This window comes from Sulfuricurvum sp. (assembly GCF_041651515.1).
GTDB lineage: Bacteria > Campylobacterota > Campylobacteria > Campylobacterales > Sulfurimonadaceae > Sulfuricurvum.
The window spans coordinates 163,158-184,486 of the sequence record NZ_JBAZJF010000004.1; the positions used below are offsets into that span (position 1 = coordinate 163,158).

21 protein-coding genes are annotated in these 21,329 nt (G+C 43.1%); 10 read left to right on the plus strand and 11 right to left on the minus strand.

Translation table 11 applies throughout. The features are described from left to right. The first annotated feature begins 1 nt into the window (after position 1). The 3 genes from glyQ (at position 2) to WC407_RS08750 (ending at position 4,207) form a co-directional block, all read left to right on the plus strand. Positions 2–883, plus strand: coding sequence for a glycine--tRNA ligase subunit alpha (glyQ, locus tag WC407_RS08740; RefSeq protein ID WP_373022243.1), 882 nt, complete (start codon positions 2–4; stop codon positions 881–883). Continuing rightward, positions 884–3,124, plus strand: coding sequence for an AAA family ATPase (locus tag WC407_RS08745; RefSeq protein ID WP_373022245.1), 2,241 nt, complete (start codon positions 884–886; stop codon positions 3,122–3,124). 63 nt (positions 3,125–3,187) lie between these two features. Next, positions 3,188–4,207, plus strand: a complete 1,020-nt coding sequence (locus WC407_RS08750) for a cytochrome-c peroxidase (protein WP_373022246.1) — start codon at positions 3,188–3,190, stop codon at positions 4,205–4,207. 33 nt (positions 4,208–4,240) lie between these two features. On the opposite strand, the gene WC407_RS08755 is transcribed toward WC407_RS08750, so the two are convergent. After that, positions 4,241–4,897 (minus strand): L,D-transpeptidase, encoded by a 657-nt coding sequence (locus WC407_RS08755; protein WP_373022247.1) that lies wholly within the window; start codon positions 4,895–4,897, stop codon positions 4,241–4,243. Positions 4,898–4,991: 94 nt separating this feature from the next. On the opposite strand from WC407_RS08755, the gene WC407_RS08760 reads away from it, so the two are divergent. Genes WC407_RS08760 through WC407_RS08775 form a run of 4 tightly spaced genes read left to right on the plus strand, consistent with a single transcriptional unit; the run spans position 4,992 to position 8,832 of the window. Beyond that, entirely contained in the window at positions 4,992–5,615 is a 624-nt protein-coding gene (locus tag WC407_RS08760) for an acyl-CoA acyltransferase (RefSeq protein WP_373022248.1), read from the plus strand. Between the two features lies 1 nt (position 5,616). Further along, entirely contained in the window at positions 5,617–7,017 is a 1,401-nt protein-coding gene (locus tag WC407_RS08765) for an APC family permease (protein ID WP_373022249.1), read from the plus strand. Beyond that, on the plus strand, positions 7,014–7,682 hold the full coding sequence (locus WC407_RS08770) for a response regulator transcription factor (protein WP_373022250.1): 669 nt from the start codon (positions 7,014–7,016) through the stop codon (positions 7,680–7,682). The genes WC407_RS08765 and WC407_RS08770 overlap by 4 nt, the downstream gene beginning before the upstream one ends. Beyond that, the gene (locus WC407_RS08775) at positions 7,645–8,832 is read left to right on the plus strand and encodes a sensor histidine kinase (RefSeq protein ID WP_373022251.1); all 1,188 of its coding nucleotides are present in this window, start codon (positions 7,645–7,647) and stop codon (positions 8,830–8,832) included. The genes WC407_RS08770 and WC407_RS08775 overlap by 38 nt, the downstream gene beginning before the upstream one ends. A gap of 82 nt (positions 8,833–8,914) precedes the next feature. Here the strand turns inward: WC407_RS08775 and WC407_RS08780 are convergent, their stop codons facing one another. The 6 genes from WC407_RS08780 to WC407_RS08805 all read right to left on the minus strand — a co-directional run bounded on the left by WC407_RS08780 (position 8,915) and on the right by WC407_RS08805 (position 12,093). Beyond that, positions 8,915–9,208, minus strand: a complete 294-nt coding sequence (locus WC407_RS08780) for a cytochrome c (RefSeq protein WP_373022252.1) — start codon at positions 9,206–9,208, stop codon at positions 8,915–8,917. A 30-nt stretch (positions 9,209–9,238) separates the two neighbouring features. Then, positions 9,239–9,568, minus strand: a complete 330-nt coding sequence (locus WC407_RS08785; protein WP_373022253.1) for a hypothetical protein — start codon at positions 9,566–9,568, stop codon at positions 9,239–9,241. Between the two features lie 90 nt (positions 9,569–9,658). Beyond that, positions 9,659–9,880, minus strand: a complete 222-nt coding sequence (locus tag WC407_RS08790) for a hypothetical protein (protein WP_373022254.1) — start codon at positions 9,878–9,880, stop codon at positions 9,659–9,661. A 2-nt stretch (positions 9,881–9,882) separates the two neighbouring features. After that, positions 9,883–10,155: a hypothetical protein gene (locus WC407_RS08795; RefSeq protein ID WP_373022255.1), complete on the minus strand. Its 273-nt coding sequence runs from the start codon at positions 10,153–10,155 to the stop codon at positions 9,883–9,885. A 127-nt stretch (positions 10,156–10,282) separates the two neighbouring features. Next, a complete protein-coding gene (locus WC407_RS08800) occupies positions 10,283–11,506 on the minus strand; it encodes a diguanylate cyclase domain-containing protein (RefSeq protein WP_373022256.1) in 1,224 nt (407 codons plus the stop codon). A gap of 26 nt (positions 11,507–11,532) precedes the next feature. Then, positions 11,533–12,093: a YfiR/HmsC family protein gene (locus tag WC407_RS08805; RefSeq protein ID WP_373022257.1), complete on the minus strand. Its 561-nt coding sequence runs from the start codon at positions 12,091–12,093 to the stop codon at positions 11,533–11,535. A gap of 149 nt (positions 12,094–12,242) precedes the next feature. On the opposite strand from WC407_RS08805, the gene WC407_RS08810 reads away from it, so the two are divergent. The 3 genes from WC407_RS08810 (at position 12,243) to WC407_RS08820 (ending at position 17,037) form a co-directional block, all read left to right on the plus strand. Further along, positions 12,243–14,381 (plus strand): TonB-dependent receptor plug domain-containing protein, encoded by a 2,139-nt coding sequence (locus tag WC407_RS08810; RefSeq protein ID WP_373022258.1) that lies wholly within the window; start codon positions 12,243–12,245, stop codon positions 14,379–14,381. Positions 14,382–14,498: 117 nt separating this feature from the next. Continuing rightward, entirely contained in the window at positions 14,499–16,472 is a 1,974-nt protein-coding gene (gene uvrB / locus WC407_RS08815) for an excinuclease ABC subunit UvrB (RefSeq protein WP_373022259.1), read from the plus strand. Between the two features lie 4 nt (positions 16,473–16,476). Beyond that, positions 16,477–17,037, plus strand: coding sequence for a DedA family protein (locus WC407_RS08820; protein ID WP_373022260.1), 561 nt, complete (start codon positions 16,477–16,479; stop codon positions 17,035–17,037). Here the strand turns inward: WC407_RS08820 and WC407_RS08825 are convergent, their stop codons facing one another. The 4 genes from WC407_RS08825 to WC407_RS08840 form a co-directional block, all read right to left on the minus strand. Further along, entirely contained in the window at positions 17,038–19,002 is a 1,965-nt protein-coding gene (locus WC407_RS08825; protein WP_373022261.1) for a transglycosylase domain-containing protein, read from the minus strand. It abuts the gene before it with no gap. After that, positions 19,002–19,700: an ATP-binding cassette domain-containing protein gene (locus WC407_RS08830; RefSeq protein WP_373022262.1), complete on the minus strand. Its 699-nt coding sequence runs from the start codon at positions 19,698–19,700 to the stop codon at positions 19,002–19,004. Before WC407_RS08830 ends, WC407_RS08825 begins: the two co-directional genes overlap by 1 nt. Positions 19,701–19,704: 4 nt before the next feature. Then, a complete protein-coding gene (locus WC407_RS08835) occupies positions 19,705–20,814 on the minus strand; it encodes an aminotransferase class I/II-fold pyridoxal phosphate-dependent enzyme (RefSeq protein ID WP_373022263.1) in 1,110 nt (369 codons plus the stop codon). 89 nt (positions 20,815–20,903) lie between these two features. Next, on the minus strand, positions 20,904–21,311 hold the full coding sequence (locus tag WC407_RS08840; protein ID WP_373022264.1) for a type II toxin-antitoxin system PemK/MazF family toxin: 408 nt from the start codon (positions 21,309–21,311) through the stop codon (positions 20,904–20,906). Positions 21,312–21,329 lie beyond the last annotated feature (18 nt).

Genomic DNA, 21,329 nt, shown 5'->3' on the forward strand with positions numbered 1-21,329 from the left:
TATGATTACTTTTGGCGATATGCTTTTAAAACTTCAACAATTTTGGAATGACCAAGGATGTGCAATTGTACAACCTTACGATATAGCGGCAGGTGCAGGGACCTTTCATCCGGCAACTTTTTTACGTTCACTCGATTCACAGCCTTGGTCTGTCGCCTATGTCGCCCCAAGCCGCCGACCGACGGATGGCCGTTACGGTGAAAATCCAAATCGTCTGGGAAGCTACTATCAGTTTCAAGCACTCATTAAACCCAGTCCCGAAAATATTCAGGAACTTTATCTTAAAAGTCTCGAATATCTCGGTCTGAATTTAAAAGACCACGATATCCGCTTCGTTGAGGACAACTGGGAATCGCCAACCCTCGGTGCATGGGGACTGGGTTGGGAAGTATGGCTCAACGGTATGGAAGTAACACAGTTTACCTATTTTCAGCAAGTGGGGGGGATCGCGTGCGATCCCGTAGCCGTCGAAATCACTTATGGAACCGAGCGTCTTGCCATGTATCTGCAAGGGGTTGATACGGTATTTGACATCGTATGGAGCGAAAATAAATACGGCAAAACCCTCTACCGTGATATTCACAAAGAAGGGGAGATCGAGTTTAGCAAATACAACTTCGAAATCGCCGATACCGCAATGCTCTTTGCCGAATTTGAGGCCAAAGCCACTGAGTGTAAACGCTGTTTGGATGCGGAGCTTCCCCTGCCGGCATACGATCTATGTATGATGGCATCCCATACGTTCAATACCCTTGATGCCCGTAAAGCGATCTCCGTCACCGAACGTGCCAACTACATCCTCAAAATCCGTGAACTTGCACGCGGATGTGCCGAACTGTATAAATCTCAAGAAGCTGAACGGATAGAACGGGTCAAAGCATAATTGCAAACACTCATCGGCCAAATCGATAAAATCATTTATGAAAACGGCGAATTTTTCGTTGCCGCTCTCAAAAGCGGAGAAAAAATAACCGCCCACTACTTTGAAAGTGACATCGAGCATCTGCTCGGTGCTGCGGTAACGCTCAAGGGAGAATGGGAAGAACACCGTACTCATGGCCGAACCTTTAAAGCCGAATCGCTTCTCGTCAATCAAAATGAACTCTTCTTTTTTCTCAACCGCGTAGTCAAAGGGTTCACTAAAAAACTTACCGCAGATCTGATAGAACGCTACAGCCCCGAGGGGCTTATCGAGATTCTGGAAAACGACATTGAGCGTTTGATGGAGATCAAAGGGATGAATGCCAAACGCCTCTCCAAACTGCACGAGGGGTGGAAACAGTTTCGATCCTTACGTCAGCTCGGGGAATTTTTAGCCCCCTATGGTGTCACTCCTGCCCTCTTGCGTCTTATTGCGGGTGCAATGAAAGGGGTTAAAGATCCCATTGAAGTGATTCGTAAAAATCCTTATGGACTTATGTCGATCAACGGTATCGGCTTCAAAAAAGCCGATGATATTGCACGGCAAATGGGGACAAGCGATCACGATCCTCGCCGTATTCAAGCAGCTATGGAATACACTCTAAGCGAATACTGCGATCAAGAGGGAAACAGCTGCATTGATAGGCAAACTCTTTTTAACAAGCTTGATCTCCTTATGGAGCTGGGAGAAAATAATCTCTATCGTGATGCCCTTGATGATCGGGTAAAAGAAGGTTCTATTGTCATCCTTCCAAGCGGCCGACTCTCACCGGTACGATTATATGAATCGGAAACCTTTTTGGCACAAATGTTTCAAACTCGTTCACGGGATCGTTTTGAAGTATTATCCCCGGATTTGGAGACATTTTTAAAAGAACATACCCTTTCGCTGGGAGAACAGCAACAACGGGCACTCGAACTGATTAACGAAGGGGTAAAAATCTTGCTTCTCGTCGGGTATGCGGGGACGGGGAAAAGTACGACAGCCAAAGCCCTCCTCGATCTTCTTTCAACGCGCCACGCTCCGGAATTAATTATGACCTGCGCCCTAAGCGGTATCGCTTCGGCACGGATACGGGAACGAAGCGGCTATCAAAGTGCGACCATCCAAAGTTTACTGGTACGGTTCGAATCCCAAGACGTAATGCCCTACAAAGTTGTACTGATTGATGAAGCTTCTATGATCAACTCCATGCTTTTCGCACGGCTTATCTCCAAAATTTCCTCCGATGCGGTTATTATCATTGTCGGAGATGATGCACAGCTCCCCCCTATCGGTGCGGGAAATCCTCTCACCGATGCGATAGCCCTAGCTCTTGCTCCCACAATCACCCTCACCCGCATTTATCGTCAAAGCCCTGACCAAGCCATAACCCTTATCGCCAACGACATCCGCCAGGGGATACTCCCCGAGTATCAGGGAGAATATAAGGATTTTACCTTCCATACCGTAGATATCCCCAATCGTAATATGCTTAAACGCTCTTTAGGGGCCAATGAGTTCCAAGAATTGATCGGTGACACGGCACAAAGTATCCTCGCTCGAATTGCCCAAGTGTGTTTGGACTATTTAGCCGATTCGCGTGAAAAGCTTCAAAACAAACAAATTCGTGAGTATCTATCCGCCTTTCAGGTCATCTCGCCGATGCGGGGAAATACCTTGGGGATTGATAATCTCAATCTCCTCCTGCAAGAGTACTTCAACCCCAATCCGAAAAAAAAGCTCAAAACGCGTAACGGCGAATTTCGCCTCTGGGATAAAGTCGTTCATGTGCGCAATATCAATATGCCCTCCTTTTCCCCCGAAGAGTTCAAAGAGGAAGGGGAAGCGAGCGAGCGACGCGTCTACAACGGGATGTGCGGCCTCATATTTCGCCTCGATGAAGAAGAGGAACTGTGCTATGTCTTTTATCCCAATGAAGAGATGGTCGTGCAGTATAAATATGACGAAACATCCGATCTTCTAAGCCTCTCCTATGCCCTCACCGTCCATAAAGTGCAGGGGATGGAGTATGAGAATGTTGTTGTCGTAATGAGCTTCGCCCACCACATCATGCTCAATACCAAACTTCTCTATACCGCTATCACCCGTGCGAAAGGGCATTGCATTGTAATCGGAGAGTCGGCGGCATTTGAATCGGCATGCCGTCGGCTTGAAACCACCAAACGCTCCACCGTTATGCAAGAACTAGATAAAGGATAAAAATTTTCCTTTAGTTTAATCTGTTACAATGTTCTCATCTATCCAACCTACCAAGGATTCCGCATGAGAACACTAATGATTTCCGCTATCGTTGCTACAAGTGTACTGGGTGCTTCACTGATTGATGAAGCCAAATCTGCCGGTCTTAAACCGATCCCGGCCAATAAAACAGCACTGGAAAAACTCACCTCTAATCCTAATAATCCAACCACTTCAGCCAAAGTAGAGTTAGGCAAAATGCTCTATTTTGACCCTCGTCTCTCCAAAAGTGGTCTTATCAGCTGCAATACCTGTCATAACCTCGCTCTCGGCGGAACCGATGGGATGAGTGCGGCAATCGGTCATAAATGGACTTCTAATCCCCACGGTTTAAGCTCACCTACCGTTTACAATGCTGTATTTTACACTCAACAATTTTGGGACGGACGCTCTCCACACCTCGAAGACCAAGCCCAAGGTCCAATCCAAGCAGGACCGGAAATGGCAGCACCTAAAGAGTTCGTCACGGGTGTCATCAACTCAATCCCCGAATACACGGCACTGTTCCAAAAAGCGTACGGTAAAGATGTCAAAATAACCTTTGAAAAGGTGGCCGATACAATCGCCGTATTCGAGCGCACCCTCGTTACCCCAGCGCGCTATGATGCTTTTCTAAACGGTAACAAAAAAGCACTTACAACTGCGGAGCAAAAAGGGCTTAAAACCTTTATCGACAAAGGGTGTACAACGTGTCATAACGATATCGCATTGGGCGGAACCATGCAGGCTTTCGGTGTCGTAGCACCGTATAAGTACATGAGCGTGGGAGATTTTAAAGGGGATAAAAACGGGATGGTTCGCGTACCGACCTTGCGCAACATTACCCAGAGCGCCCCGTATTTCCACAACGGTCAAATCGCAACCCTTAGCGAAGCGATCAAAGAGATGGGACGTATCCAACTCGGTATCGATCTCACTGAAGATGAAACCGCCTCAATTGAAACGTTCCTCAAATCACTTGAAGGTAAAAAACCGCAAGTGATTTATCCGATGCTTCCCTCATCTACCGCAAAAACCCCCAAAGTGGACGTCGTTAATAACTAAAAGACCCCTCCCTGACCACGTCGGGGAAACGTACTAATCACACTCGATCCCCTCATAATCTTTTTGATACTGTTTACATTCGTTTAGCGGTATTTGCAATATTTTAGGAGATTTAAGGGGATCAAGCCATGTTAACAGCTCTTCAAGAGCCGCTTGATCCATCGCGGTACAGCCTGAGGTGGGATGGTTGTCGGGGTGGTTGAGATGGATAAAGATGCACGATCCCCTTCCACTCACCCCTGCAGTGTTATACTCAATAATTGCTCCATTGCGATATACCTCATCGTCTCGTCGCATTTTTTCATAGCTTTTCGGAGGATTAAGCGGGTCTAAAATAGCCATTTGATTGTACCTCTGATCCGACCCATCATCAATACAAATCAACGTCGAATCAGCATGCAGATAGGGCATTTGTGACAGAGAATGTTCACCATACCCGAAGGTACGGGATATGCTAAAAAGACCTGCGGGGCTTCGTCCATCCCCCTCATATTTAAGCGGTTCGGCACCCTTACTCCACCCCAATCCATTTCGTCCAAGCGTTACAGGAACCGCAGCCCCTACCTTATGCCAATGGATTACTTTTTCATACCGCTGCATCATTGCAGTGGTTGAATTGATATCCCGAGAGAGGACAACGATAAGCTGTTCAGATGCCGAAGCAGAGAAAAGAGAAAAAAATGAGCTCATTAAAAAAAAGATTTTTGGCATACTATTCATCAAACTTAGTTTATTTTAAAGTTAGGTAGTATAGCATACTGAAAATTGCAGGGTAAGGGCATCGATGAATATTACAGTTCGCAAAGCATCCGAAACTGATGTTGACATAGTTTCCCAAGCCTTATTGGAAGGGTCACGTGCCGGCAAAAAAATCGGACTGTTTGATCTGGTATTTAACACCTCTGATGATGCAATACTCCTAGAATACCTCAAGCGCTTGGCCTTGGCATCCACTAAAAGCTATTGTCATTTTTCCAATTTTTCGATCGCGTTGGATGGAAATGAGCGTGTTGGTGCCCTCTGCGGATACGAACCCCGCATCGCTACCCATGAAGTATTTTCCCAAGCCCTTGAAGAGATTGGTTTTGATGAAAGCTATCATGAACGTATTGCTGCCTATCTCTTGTGCGAAGGGGAGAGTGATAACAAAACATGGGTCTTGGATTTCATTATGGTCAATAATCCATTCCAAAGCTTCGAAATTCTCAAAGAGCTTGTGGGGAAAAGCATGCTTACCGCCCGTCTAAAAGGGTATAGAAAAGTTCAAACCTCTGTTGAAATCGGATCCATAGAAACAGAGCTTATTTATAAAAAATTAGGATTTACCGTGATTGATGAAAAGCGGAGTGAATACTACAAAGAACAATTTGGACGCGCCGGTATTATGCGGCTTCAAATGATTCTTTGAAATGAGTGAGAAGCATCAACCTTCCCTCCTTCAAGCACTTGGATTGGTTACAGCAATCTTGATGGTTGCCGGAAACATGATAGGTTCCGGTGTATTCAAAAAAATTACCCCCATGTCAGCCGAACTGATGAACAGTTCCCTTATCCTGTGGGCATGGGCGGTCGCCGGATTGATTACTATGCTCGGCGCCTTTAGCTTTGCTTCCTTGGCTACCACAACCAAAGAGGCGGGGGGACAATTCCAATATTTTAAAAATGTATTCGGTGATTTTTTCGGGTTTATCTACGGATGGAGTTTTTTTTCCGTCATCAGTACCGCTTCTATCGCTTCAATGGCCTATGTTTTCGCCGAATCACTCGGCAATCTTTTTCATGTCTCCCCACTATTGGAGTCATGCAGTAGCTACAGTATTGCCGGCGTTATTTTTCCGTTTCAAAACGCGTCGATCAAACTGATCGCCATTAGCACATTGATTTTTTTGACTCTCTTCAATATTCGCGGAGTAAAAGGGGGAGGATGGCTCAGTAACGTCGTTACCAGTGCAAAGATTTTGGGAATTGTACTCTTGATCGCACTCGGATTAAGTTATTCGGGACATCATACTGATACACCCCTCGCCATACAAAGTATTAACCCCTCTCAAACCAGTAATTTACTCCATATCAGCGCTTTTTTTACCGCAATGCTCGGAGCATTTTGGGCGTATGACGGTTGGGTAAATATTACCAATATGGCAAGCGAGTTTAAAAATCCGACCAAAAATATCCCCCGTGCCATTATTATCGGAACCGCTCTTACGATGTTTCTCTATCTTATGGTCAACTATGCCTATTTACAAGTCCTCACCCCTGCTGATTTTGCCCATTTGAAGACTCAACAGGGGAGTATCGCCGCAGTGAAAGTGGCCGGGATTGTGTTGGGTTCGTTCGGTATCACCGTTATTTCCGCATTGATTATGATCTCTACGTTCGGTGCGACACAAGCAAGTACGATGTCTGCGGCACGAGTCTATTATCAAATGGCCAAAGAGGGGTATTTTTTCAAACCCTTCTCCCTCGTCCATAAACGTTTTCGAACTCCCTATATTTCACTGTACGGACAAATGATCTGGGCCTCGTTGCTCATTCTTAGCGGTACATTCGATCAACTCACCGATATGTTGATTTTTGCCGCATTTATCTTTTACGGACTGGGTGCAGTTGCGGTTATCCGATTAAAAATGCTCGGCAAGCTCACTTTTACGTTCGGATATCCGGTCGTCCCATTTTTATTTTTGCTCTGCTGCGCTGTTATTGTTGGTAATGCGATCTATACTCGCCCCTTAGAGTCTCTCACCGGATTGGGGCTGATTTCGCTCGGTATACCGTTTTATCTCTATTTTCGAATACAGCAATCCAAATGATAAAAGCCAAACTCCTTCTCCTCGAAGATGACCCTAATCTCTCAGAGAGTGTCTGCGAATATCTCGAAGAACAAGGGTATGATGTCGTACCCGTGTATGATGCCTCCGCCGCCGAAGATGCACTGTACGAGGGGAAATTTGATGTGTTGCTGCTGGATGTAAACATTCCGGGAGGAGATGGTTTTTCACTTCTCAAAGCCTCCCGCAAAAAGGGAAACGTCACACCGGCCATTTTCATCACCTCACGTAACGGCATCAGTGATGTTGAAGAGGGGTTTGAGAGCGGGGGAGATGATTATATCCGTAAACCCTATCAGCTTAAAGAGTTGCTTCTGCGCATTCAAACCATACTTAAGCGGAATTTTTACCATCCCCCCTCCGATACGCTCGATCTAGGAGAAGGGATCACGTACGACATCCTCAACCAAGTTCTACGGATTCAGAATAAGGAGCAGCCGTTGCAACTCAAAGAGCACAAGCTCCTCAAACTCTTCATTCAACATAAAAATGAGCTTCTCACCCATGAGACCATTATGGAATATCTCTGGGATTATGAAGAGACCCCAAGCGACGGCTCACTTCGCACCTATATAAAGACGTTGCGCAAACTTCTGGGAAAGGATCGTATTGTCAGCCACAAACGTCTCGGGTATCAATTCCGCTAAATATCGGACTCTGCGGAGCTTTCTTGCTCTCTATGGGGTAATGAGTATCCTGTTATTACTCCTCGTAGGGATGATTTATTATCATTACATGGAATCGCAAATGCTCTCATCGCATCGTCTAGCAATGCAGCTGCAAAGTGAATCGTATGTCCCAAAATTGCGCAAATGGCTTCAACACGATCGTAATATCTCCACTTTTCCAAGTGACTTAGCCTACAAAACGGCACTGTACGGATATGATCAAAAACCGCTCGTATCCCGGATTCACCGCACTAAGATCGATTTCACAGACAACCTATATCTCTCAAACGGATATGTCTACCTGATTATCCCCCTCTCGGCATATGGCATGGGAGAGTATTATCTCATTTTTGAAACCCTTGATGATCGGTTGTGGCTACAACAAACACTCGAAGTCTCTGCCATTTTCGGAATGATCTTATTTTTGCTCCTCTCGGCGGTCGGTTTTGCACTCTCCCGTTTGATATTACGCCCGATGAATGAAGCCATTGCCCTCCTTGATGATTTTATTAAAGACACTACCCATGAACTTAATACTCCCGTTAGTGCTATCCTCACCAATATCGAATCAATGGATGCCGATCAATTGCCCCCTGCACTCCAAAAAAAGCTCCGTCGTATCGAGATTGCATCCCGAACCATATCAACCCTCTACGATGATCTCACCTATTTGGTTCTTAACCATGACATCTCTTACACCAATGAACCGCTGGATATCACCCATCTCTTAGAGGAGAGACTGGAATATTTTCGACACCGCATTGAGCAAAAAAAAATTACCCTCTCGCTGGATATTACCCCCAATGTGACACTCATCATCGATCGCACCAAAGCAACCCGCCTCCTCGATAATCTTCTCTCCAATGCAATTAAATACAATCATCTGGGAGGTACTATTTCGATTGTGCTGGATCCTGCGTCATTATGTATCCAAGATAACGGTATCGGTATTCCCAAAGAGATGATAGAACGGGTATTTGAACGTTATACAAGAGCGGATAAAAGCGTTGGAGGGTTCGGAATAGGCTTGCATATTGTTGCTATGATCGCTAAAAGCTATGATCTCTCCATCAGTATGGAATCCGAAGAAAACAAAGGGACAAAAATATGCGTGGGGTGGAAGATATAGTCCCCGCCTAAACGGGGGAAATGACGAGAGACAAAAACAAAATCATAGATGGGCTACGACTGCTCGTAGCAGCTAAGAGGGATTATTTAAGTCCTGCTACATACTCGGCAATCGTTTTCATATCACCCTCACTCAGCGTCGCGGTTTGACCTTTCATAATCGCACCCATCCCTTTGGTGTTACGGGTCCCCGCTTTATACCCTTTGAGGGCATCAAGCGTTTTATCCGCTTTCCATCCGGCAATCACTTCCGATTTCCCCAGTGCCGGTTTCTCAGCTTTAAGACCGTGACATGCGGCACATTTTTGAAATAAAGCACTGCCATCCGCAGCACTCAACATAGCACTCAAACCAAGAATTGCAATTAACGTTTTCATGTTAAATCCTTTGCTTATCATTTATATCTATCAACCGCAAGAGGGGACATTTCCAGAATCACTGCCGTACTCTTTGGCAAAATCACCGACCTCTTGCAATTTATCTTTCATTTCAGGGTTGGTCAATACCGGAACCGCTGAGGGGAACTTGGCACTGTACTCTTTAATGAATCCAGCCGCATCGTTTGCAAAAAGGTCTTCCCATTCGGCTACCGTATGTTCAGCGGCGAATTTTGTCCCGTTCATCCCAAATTTTGCTTTGAGGGTTTTAAGATACACTTTTTGTCCCGATTTGGCATCCGCTTGTGCCATCGAAGCAGTAAGTGCCGCAGCAGCAAGTAACAATAGAAACTTTTTCATAATAAACTCCTTTTTTTTGAGATTTTCTTGCGAAATTCTCTTTGGGTAAGGAGAGTATAGAAAAGTATTGTGGAGGGATTGTGAAGTGAATTAGTCGTTGGTGATTTTTTCTATTAATCCGAAAATCTGTTTCTCCTGCTCATACAGAGCAAAGTTCTTGCGGACATAGGCTTGAAGGAGGAGTTTAAGATCATTATTGCCCGAAACATTAAAATCCTCAGCCATTTGAGCACTCAAAAACTTGGCGAAATCCTCTTCAACATCAATGTCGTACCGTTTGGCATTAAGTGTAAGGGAGAGTTTTGTTGTCACGATTAACCGAGTAGACTTTCAATTTTGGCAACAATGGCTTCTATCTCGGCATCTTTTTCAGCTAATTCACTGTTTTTTTCAGTCAGTTCAGCATCTTTGGCACGTAACTCATTTTTTAAGCGCTCAACTTCTTCTTCCTTAGTTTCTCCCTGAGTGCGAATCGAGACCATCTCCTGACGTAATGTATCAAGTTCCTCCTTGACACTATTGTATTTATTCAACAGATCATTAGTCAACGTACTCAATTTTTCGATAGGTGTCGGATTAAACAACATAAATAGCCTTAGATAGGATTTTTTTCGATAGTTCTATTACCTATAATTCTATCACAATTTATCCTAGGGTTTATCCATGTCCGATTTTAAAAATATCGATCCCCACCGTTGAAGCACTAAGCGGCTATTAGAGTATTACAATACAATCCCGTCCATCTTCTTTAGCCTTGTATAGCGCCATATCAGCAGTTTTTATAAGATCTTCATAATAATAATTTTCATTTGGGATCTTACTGCTGATTCCAAAACTCATTGTGACCGGTTTTATTTTAGTTCCCTGAAATTCTAAATCATTGGTACTTTTAAGATTTTGTTTAATACTCAGACACAACTCTTTTGCATCATCTCTATTGGTATCGTACAAAACAATCACAAACTCTTCACCACCGTATCTAGCTATAAAATCCGTACTTCTTTTCAATGATTTTTTTAAAATTGTCCCTACTTCTTTCAGGATCATATCTCCGCATACATGCCCATACGTGTCATTAACCTGCTTAAAATAATCAATATCACACATTATCAAGACAACTTCCAATTGTTTTCGATATGCCAAATTCCAAATATCTTTAAAAGATTGATCAAAATGGCGTCTATTAGAGAGTTTTGTTAGTGGGTCGGTAATAGAGAGTTCATTTAATTTTATATTCACTTCTTCGAGTTCTTTCGTTCTTTCTTGAACCTTAGATTCTAATGACTGATTTACCTCATCTAGCAAGCTAGCATAGGAGTGTATTTTTTCAACCATACTAATAATAGCGTTATGAATAACCCCTACTTCATCGGTTCGATGAGAATGAGTCAAAGTAAAATTATTTTGTTTTGGATCATATTTCAAAACGTTTCTGCTAAGTTCTTTTAAATATTTAAATTCCCGTTTGATCCCATAAATGAAAATCATAAGTAAGAAAAAAGTAACCACAAAAATTTTAATTGTCGCTTCTTTATTTTTTTGCAATATCATTTGATAGTCATGATTATCAAAATAAAGCGTCACTTTTCCGAAATACTCAGCGGTTACCGGATCTATAATATTTTTGCTATACGGATGTTTTTTGCTTTTATCGTTCGTATTGCCCTTAAAATACCGATAAAGAATACTTCCCTTATTATCAATCAATTCAATAAATTCTAAATCGCTGTTTTGTTTTGCTATTTGACCTAAATAATCTTGATTGGCATCACCCAATCCTAAAGAGATATTCAATGCGATGATAGGTGAAATAGTATTAATCAATAAATTGTTTTTTGATTTTTCTGATTCAATAAATTGTTCGACAATATTTTCAGATAATTGGTAGCGTTCTAACCCCACAATAAAAAGGGTGAACAATACAACGCCTATGAGCATTTTCATTTCTATACTAATACTTCGCATTATTTACCGTCTTCAGTGTAAATTTTTGAGATTCGCAATAAAACATTATCAAGTTCGATTCCTGTTTTACGAAAAGAGTTCATATTGATATAAGGGACAACTTTTCTTCCTAAAAAAAGAGAGAGAGCAACACCGTTTTCAAGATATTTTGCATCGTATGACATGCTCATGACCTTATGTTCGTTGGAAAATTTTGTGGCTTTTTCAATATTAGAGTCACTGCTATTGAATAAAAACAGCATTTGGCTGTTCTCACATATATCCATATTGGCATAGCCTGTATTCATCATTTTAATTTTTAAATTTTTTATTCCAGAAGGGTATTCAGCAGAAATCTTTTCCATCAAGGAGAGAGCACTTCTTTCATCCATTTTATCGTGCAGAACACATATTTCGACTCGCTCGTTATACTTCGCTTTTTCATTGCTCATAAGGATTAAACGGGGGATAATTTTTGCGTAAATATCTAAAACATCATCATCATACGTAGACGCATAGAGGGTTGAAGAACCGAAAGAAAGAGTCAAGGTCAGCAAGCTATGAAAAAAAATACGTAACAAAATCTCTCTTTTATAATAAAACAAAATAAATTAAAGATACATTTAATCGTTTTATGACCTTATACACTATAACATACATTAAATTAATGGTTCTTAATAAAAAAGAAATCATCACATCTCTTTCGATGTCATCAGGAAAAAGGTACTAGGTGAAAAAGCATATTATACTTATCATACTTTCAACTCAACTGATAGTTGAAGCCAGTGAACCTGCCACATCCAATGATTTCGAATCGCTTATTAATAGTGTCAGTGAAATCGCAACAAAAAAATCGCTTAATATTGACTATTTACCCTCTGTCGTGACGGTCGTAGACGGACAAACCTTTTTAGATGCCGGTATTCAAAATATTGGAGAGGCATTGGACATGCTGCCCGGTATTCAAATGCAAACAAGTCCGATGGGATATACCACAACTACCGTCAGAGGGTTAAAAATGCCCAACGCCTATCTCTCCGATAAAATCAAAATATTGATCGATGGCGTTGCCATCAATAACGAAGTAACCGGAAGCAGTAATTTTTACATGGACTTCCCTATGCAGCTGGTCGAAAAAATAGAAGTTTTACGCGGCCCAAACTCTACCATATACGGTGCAGGGGCATTTTATGGCACGGTTAATGTAATTACGAGACTGGGGAATAACAAAACAGAAAATCAACTCTTTTTAGGAACAGGAAGCTACGAGTATCGAACAGCCGGGAGTAATTTAAGTACTTCCATCGGAGACTGGAAACTGTTTACGGACGGTTATTACAAACAAAACAACAAATCACTGCCGGTAAAGGACAAAGATCAGGGGACAGAAGAAGCAATGCAAGACTACTCTGTAGGACTCAAGGCAATTAATGGCGGTTTTGAATTTTTAACCCGCTTCAAAAAAAGCACCTATGGAAATTTTTACAGTTTTGAAGGAGACCTTGATCCTATTCCGGGCAAAAATCAAGGACATACGAATTCCTATTTTTTCTCACAGCTCTCGTATAAGACCTCTTTTCATGATTATAAATTGGAAACAAAAGCTAATTTTTCTCATAGAGAATCAAATATCGATGCCAATATCTATAGTGCAAGTACAATAGCAGAACTTCCGGCTCCATTTGGTAATAGATTACTGAGCGTTGGTATTACTCCACAGGAAGGCTTTTATACCCATGAAAAAACGGGAGAAGAAAACTTTGAAGCTGAAGCAATTTTAACGCTCCCAAAAATACAATCAAATGATATTTTAGTAGGGGCGGGGATACGTCAAGTAAACATCACGCAGAATGATTTTTACAGCAGTCTTGAAAACCTGATCATGCAAAATGAAGCAGCAATCCTTAGTAACCCAAATTACAATAACTTTAGATACAACGCAACAAAAGAACCTGCATTCTGGGCTAATCCAACAACGAAGCTATTAAGAGACGGAGTGAACCGTACCATCGGCTATGCCTATGCGCAAGATTTGATATCACTCACAGATGATATTGATCTAATCCTCGGATTGCGCGCGGATGCTTATTCGGACTACGGAATGCATGTTAGCAAAAGAGCTGGATTGGTTTACCGTGCTACCGATAAGATGATTTTTAAACTTCTATATGGTTCAGCCTTTCGCGTTCCGACACTGATTGAAGCCTATCAAAACGGTCATATTAACACCCGTGCCGGAGACAGCACTATTCAACCTGAAGAGACGGATACCTATGAAGCGACATGGATTTATTCACCAACCTTGAACCATAAATTTTCATTGAATCTCTTTTACTCCCAATTAAAAAACATCATTGATCTCGAAGAGTTTACTGATACCATTCCAGGATATCAAAATTTCAAACAACGGTACAGCAAAGGGGTAGAATTTGAGTATTTTTATCACACAGAACGAAAACATAATCTCTATTTCAATGCAACCTATGTCTATTCAGAATATACCATTCCGCCAGAAAATAGACCGATTGTATTGGTAGATCAGTCGATGCCGGATATTTCAAAAGTAATGCTCAAAGCAATGTATATTTATCGTCCAACAGAGAAGCTCTCATTCGGTACTACTTGGCGCTATTTTTCAGAAACAACCGCTACAAAGTTGTACTGGGTAACGAATGATTCAACAGCGGATGCGGTTCATATTTTTGATGAAACACTCACCTATCATTGTTCACCCTCAAGTGAGATTCGGCTCACCGTTAAAAATATTCTTAATAGAGAAGTTCACCAACCAAGCTACTACTATAACATCGCTGGCGGAATAATACGAGAAGGAAGAAACTACTTTTTGAACTATACCCTAAAATTTTAATTTTCTCAAAAACTTCCTTTCCAATACTTGCAGTGAATCAACAGTTATCCACCATGAAAAATAGCTTTTCCGCTATAATTTCAGATAATTAACAGATACTACATCAGGGTTCACTCATTGCCAGTTTTTAAAGTCCATACCCCCTATCAAGCTGCCGGTGATCAGCCCGTCGCGATTGAAGCACTAGCGTCAGGAATCAAAAACGGCGAGCGCTACGTTGCCCTAGAAGGTGTCACGGGTAGCGGTAAAACATTCACTATGGCGAAGGTAATCGAAGCGGTACAGCTGCCGACTATTATCATGACCCATAATAAAACATTGGCGGCACAGCTTTACAGCGAGTTTAGAAGTTTCTTCCCTGAAAACCATGTCGAGTACTTCATCAGCTACTACGATTATTATCAGCCCGAAGCCTATATCCCCCGCCAAGACCTCTTTATCGAAAAAGACAGCTCTATCAACGATGAACTGGAACGTCTTCGTCTCTCGGCTACCGCCAATCTCCTCAGCTATGATGATGTCATCGTAGTCGCTTCGGTCTCGGCAAACTACGGTTTGGGTGATCCGGAAGAGTATGAAAAAATGGTTCAAGTCGTTAGTTTGGGAGATGAAATCAGCCAAAAAAAACTCCTCCTTCGACTCGTCGAGATGGGGTATGCTCGAAATGATTCTTTTTTCGACGGAGGGCATTTTCGCGTCAGCGGCGACGTGATCGATATTCATCCCCCTTATTGGCAAGATCAGGCGTTACGTATCGAATTTTACGGTGACGAGGTAGAACGACTAACCCTTTTTGAGCCTCTCGCCAATACTGTAACCGAAAGTGTCGAAACTATCACCATTTATGCTACCAGTCAATTCGCCGTAGGGCAAGAAAAACTCTCCCGCGCTATCAAGCGGATCGAAGATGAGCTGGGAGAGCGTTTGTCCGAACTTGATAAACAAGGCAAAATCGTTGAAGCGCAGCGATTACGACAGCGATGTGAATTTGACCTAGAAATGCTCCAGGCTACGGGGATGTGTAAGGGGATCGAAAACTATTCTCGCCATCTCACCGATAAATTACCCGGCGAAGCTCCGTACACTCTGCTCGATTATTTTGATCTTCATCATGACAAATACCTCATTATCGTCGATGAATCGCATGTAAGTTTACCGCAATTTCGAGGAATGTTTGCGGGAGACCGCAGCCGCAAAGAGGTGCTGGTAGACTACGGTTTCCGTCTTCCGAGCGCGTTGGACAACCGCCCGTTAATGATCGATGAGTTTATGAATAAAGCCCCGCACTATATGTTCGTATCTGCTACCCCATCGGCGCAAGAGCTCGATATCAGCACTACCATTGCCCATCAGATTATCAGACCCACAGGGCTGCTTGACCCTCAAATCACCATCAAGTCCAGTAGCAATCAAGTCGAGGATCTCCACGATGAGATCAAAAAAACGGTTGCTTTGGGGGATCGGGTATTAGTGACGGTACTCACCAAAAAAATGGCCGAAGCACTCACCAAATATCTTGCTGATTTGGGAATCAGAGTGCAATACATGCACTCTGAGATCGATGCTATAGAGCGCAACCAAATCATACGGGGCTTACGAGTAGGCGATTTTGACGTCCTCATCGGAATCAACCTGCTGCGAGAAGGGCTTGACCTACCCGAGGTGAGTCTTGTAGCAATTTTGGATGCCGACAAAGAGGGATTTTTACGTTCCGAAACATCACTTGTCCAAACGATCGGACGGGCGGCACGTAATGAACGAGGACGGGTTATCCTCTATGCCGAAAAAATAACCGGATCCATGGAACGTGCTATTGCCAAAACCAATGCACGTCGAGAGATGCAGGAAAAATTCAATACCGAGCACGGAATCACACCTATCAGTACCAAACGCTCACTCGATGAAAACCTCAAACTCGAAGATCCGGCTGAACTGTACAATCGAACCAAAAAAGCCAAAACACTTCCTGCAGCAGAGCGGAAAAAACTGATCGATGAACTTAACCTCAAAATGAAAGAGGCTGCAAAAAAACTCGAATTCGAAGAGGCAGCCCGCCTCCGCGATGAAATAGCCAAAATAAGGAAATTATAACTCCATGGATGATATGCTAAACAACCTCGCGACATACGGATATCTTGTCGTCTTTATTTACTCCCTCGGAGGTGGGATGCTGGCACTAATCGGTGCCGGAGTACTCAGTTTTATGGGGAAAATGGATTTAAGTCTCTCTATCAGTATCGCCTTTGTTGCCAATTTTATCGGTGATACCCTCCTCTTTTATATGTCCCGATACCACAAAGCCGAGATGTTGGAATATGTCCGTAAGCACCGCCGTAAAATAGCTTTTTCGAATATGCTCTTCAAGCGACGGGGAGCATGGATAATAATCCTTAAAAAATTCATCTACGGACTCAAAACCTTAGTGCCCCTTACCATTGGATTGACCAAATACGACTTTTGGAAATTCAGCGGTTACAATGCATTGGGTGCATTTGTTTGGGCGATTGTTGTCGGAGGGGGAAGCTTCTTCTTTGGTGCGGCATTAATCGAAGGGTATAAGCTCATTTCGGATAAACCCTATCTCGCCCCCATCTCACTTCTTCTCGTGGGGGGAAGCGTTTGGTTTTATCTCTCACAAGCGACTAAAAAGAGATAACTAAAATACCAATCGCTCATTCGTTGCCGGAGCTGGCGTTTCCGTTACATCCGGCGCTTTCGAGGTATCGGTATACTCTTCCGTTGTATTGCCGTCATTGGTCGGCTCTCGGTATACTCCGGCAGGAAGATCAAAATAGCGTTTGGTATTCGGATATATGCGTAATAAATCATCGTAAAAATATTTAAATACCGGAGCTGCGGCACGCCCTCCGGTCTCACTTCGGCGCATTGGGGTATTGTTATCATGTCCCATCCATACGACCGTTTCAACACTCGGAGAGTACCCGACAAACCATGCATCGACATTTTTATTGGTCGTACCCGTTTTACCTGCAATATCCATCCCATTAACACGTGCAGCAGTTCCTGTACCGTGGCGAACAACATCTTGAAGAATAGAGGTCATTAGGTAAATTTGTTGCGGTGTATTGACTTGGCGATGTTTGTTCTCATACCGCAAGGTCTCTCCCTTAGGGGTGATGACGTTACGAATCAAAATAGGATCGCTCAAAACCCCTTTTGCTGCAAACATCGTATAGTATTTAGCCAAATCGATCGGAGAGATGGAGATCGTCCCCAGAGCAATCGAAAGATCGGGAGGGAGATTTTCAGTAATACCGTAACGTCTAAGCCCCTCAACCACTTTTTGGAATCCCATATCACTCACCATATTGATCGTCGCCAAATTTCGCGAATGGGTTAGAGCATCACGGATGGTAACCATCCCTTTGTACTCGTTTTTAAAGTTTTTTGGGGTCCATGTTTTTTCTTCTCCATCGTCACCCGCATAGGTATAGGTGCGGGCAATATCGGGAACCATTGAAGATGGAGACATACCGCTGTCCAGTGCTACCTGGTAAACAAACGGTTTAAAAGCAGATCCGGGTTGTCGCTTGGCTTGAGTAACACGGTTAAAAGGGCTTGATGCGTAATCGTATCCTCCAACCATCGCTAAAATTTCTCCCGTTTCAGGGTCAAGACTTACCAAAGCCCCATTAAGCTGTGTTTGAATATTTTCATCCAAATCGCCTGCTTCCTGTGCCCGCTTTAGTATCTCATCACGTCCTGATTGGAGAGCTTTATACCCTGCTTCTTGAAGACGCATATCGATAGTGGTATAGACTTTGTATCCGCCGCTGCGAATATCCGGAAATGCATCTCCAAGTTGACGCATGACTTCATCGATAATATAAGGACCCGAATTTTTACTCAATGTGTCATTATACACTTTAGGGCGTTCTTGCGTTGCCCGATCATACGTACCCTGATCGATCCATCCCAAATCTTTCATCCGTGCTACGATACGGTTTGCCCGCCCTAAACAAAGCTCATAGTTTTTAGTGGGAGAGTAAAAGTTCGGAGCTTTCGGCAATCCGACCAACATCGCTATCTCTTTGAGGGTTAGCTCTTTCAGAGGTTTATGAAAATAACCGTCTGCCGCTGTTTTAATCCCGTAATAACCGTGCCCTAAATAAATTTCATTGAAATAACGTTCTAAAATTTGTTCTTTGGTAAGCTCCTGCTCGATTCGGATCGAATAAAGAACCTCTTTAAACTTACGGGTAAAATTTTTCTCTCGGGTCAACAGGGTATTTTTGACCAATTGTTGCGTAATAGTACTCGCCCCTTCTTTGAGTTTTCCGGCAGTAACGTCTTTAATAATAGCCCGTAAAATCGCATCGGGATTTACGCCGTGATGCTCAAAGAAAGTGGTATCTTCAATGGCCAAAAGGGCTTCTACCAATCGGGGAGGAATATTGTCAAACGACACATAATAACGATGTTCGTCACTAAAGAGATTGGCTATTTTGTTCCCGTTGCGATCGTATACCTCGGTCGTTAATCGGGGCTGGTAATTAATCAGCTTTTTTGTCTCATACTCAAACGAATAGATAAGATATCCTAAAAAAACAACGGGGATTAGGATTGCAACTCCCACCGCTATCAATATATATTTTTTCATTAAATTCTAAACTCCCGATTCCCAAAATCTGCATCAATCAAAGAGCGTGTATAACGCTCGCGCGGCCTCTCTATCACCTGAGACATTTTCCCTATTTCGACGACTTTTCCATCGTAAATCACACATATATCTTCACATAAGGCCGAAGCAACACCCATGTCGTGAGTCACGAATAGCATCGAAAATCCCATCATTGCCTGCAAAGAGCGCAATAAGTCTATCATTGTCTCTTTGGACTCCGGATCGAGGGCGGTGGTCGGTTCATCCAACAACAGCAATCGCGGATGGGAACCCAAAGCCATCGCCACAACCACGCGCTGAAGCTGACCCCCAGAAAGTTCAGGGGGGAAACGCTCCAAAAGAGCCCTCTCTAATCCCAAAAGATCAAACAGCTCCTCACTCCGCCCATCAGCACAAAACATCTGCTCTTTGATCTTGGTCAAAGGGGAAAGAGCTGTAAACGGATTTTGAGGAACCAAAGAGATGCTTTTTCCCCGGATCCACTCAAAATCAGAGCGCTTTTCTAACTCCAGCTCCATCAACGGATCCAGCAATCCTAAAAGTGCTTTCAACGTAAGTGATTTACCGCTCCCGCTTTGCCCAACCAAGGCTAAAGATCGGTCGATATCAAATCCGATATCAAGCAGAACCTTTCCCTTGTGAGTAATTTTTAGCCGATCAATATGGATACGATTCATCGCGCTATTTTACCCTAATCCGCGTTAAACGCTCACACACCTGTAATAAAACCTCTTCGGATATTTCCAACCGTGCAATAAGGCGGAGGATTGCTTTTTCGACGGTAGGTTGACGAATTGCTCCGATCTGTATCCCAAGCTCTTCTTTTAAAAGAGCCTGTATCTCCATAACACGAACATTATCCCCGATTTCAATAGGGATTATCAACCCTTCTCGATCAATTCCAAGCACTTCATGAACAATGAAACGACGTCTCATGATTTGAGAGCGCAGTTCATCGGTATGGAGTTGAATATAATCGAGAGCATGGTGAGCAAGGGCGGTATCGTACAAAGAGGGGGCAGTCGCATAGATAACATTTTTAGCTCGATTAATGAGATAATCGGCAATATGAGCACTGCAGAGAGTATACGCACCAAAACTTCCGTATGCTTTCCCCAACGTCCCCATTTTGACCATCAACGGCGTCGGTATAATCTCATAATGATCGAGTATCCCCATCAGGTGTTTCCCGATCACACCGCTGCTGTGTGCCTCATCAAGGATGAGAATCGTTTTATAGCGGATACATAACTCAATGATTTCGCGTTTTAGAATATCCCCGCTCATCGAGTAAATTCCCTCTACGGCTACAATAATACGACGATCTCCTGCCCTGATAAGCGCTTCTTCAAGCTTATCGGAATCGTTATGGGAGAAAAAAACCACCTCTCCGTCCACCATTCGGCTCCCCGCTATACCGCTGGCATGGTACTCTTCATCCATCAGCAGTACATCCCCTTTACGCACCAATGACTCTATAAGACCAATATTGGCGTTAAAACCACTCCCCATTACGATTCCCGCTTCGAATCCGTTTGCTTTGCATAACGCCTCTTCAAATGCTGCGTGAACAGGGTGATATCCACCTACGAGCATAGAGGCTTTAGGGGAGTGATACGGGTACGTTGAGAGCGTTGCACATGCTTTTGCATGAAGATCACCCCTATGGGCCAGCCCCAAATAATCATTCGAGGCCAGATCGATCAAAGTTTCATCCGCAAGATGACGTTCTCGATAGCGCCCTGAGCGCTTTAGCGCTTTAAGTTCATTGGTGTAGGGATTATAATTCAACTCATTTTCTCTTTTATTTTAAAACTTTGACACATTCATAAAAACCATGTATAATTCTTTTACAATTCGCCTTCGGGCACACCCACTTTCTAAGTGGGGTCAACCAATCTTTTTATCTTCTCCTGAATCATTTTAAAATTCTCTTTATCAATCATCCCTATACGCTTCATCAATCTTTTTGTACTAAAAACTTTTACCTGCAATACCATTGCCGTTGTTTGAGTTTCACCTTTTGATTCATGGTTATAAGCAAATGTATGGAAATAATCATTATGTTTTTCATTCGTGGTTGTAGGGACACCCAAAAATAGATCATGGGTAAGTTTTCGAATAATGATTACTGGGCGTGTAAAATTTTCACCTTTGCCGTACTCTTCAGAACCAATATTTTGCCCTACCTTTACCCAAAATAGTTCCCTGGGTTTAATACCTACTTTGCGATCACTCACATCGGTTTGCTTTTTGGTTTCATTCCACTCATCAAATCGTTTACTCATGTATGCACCCTACTCACA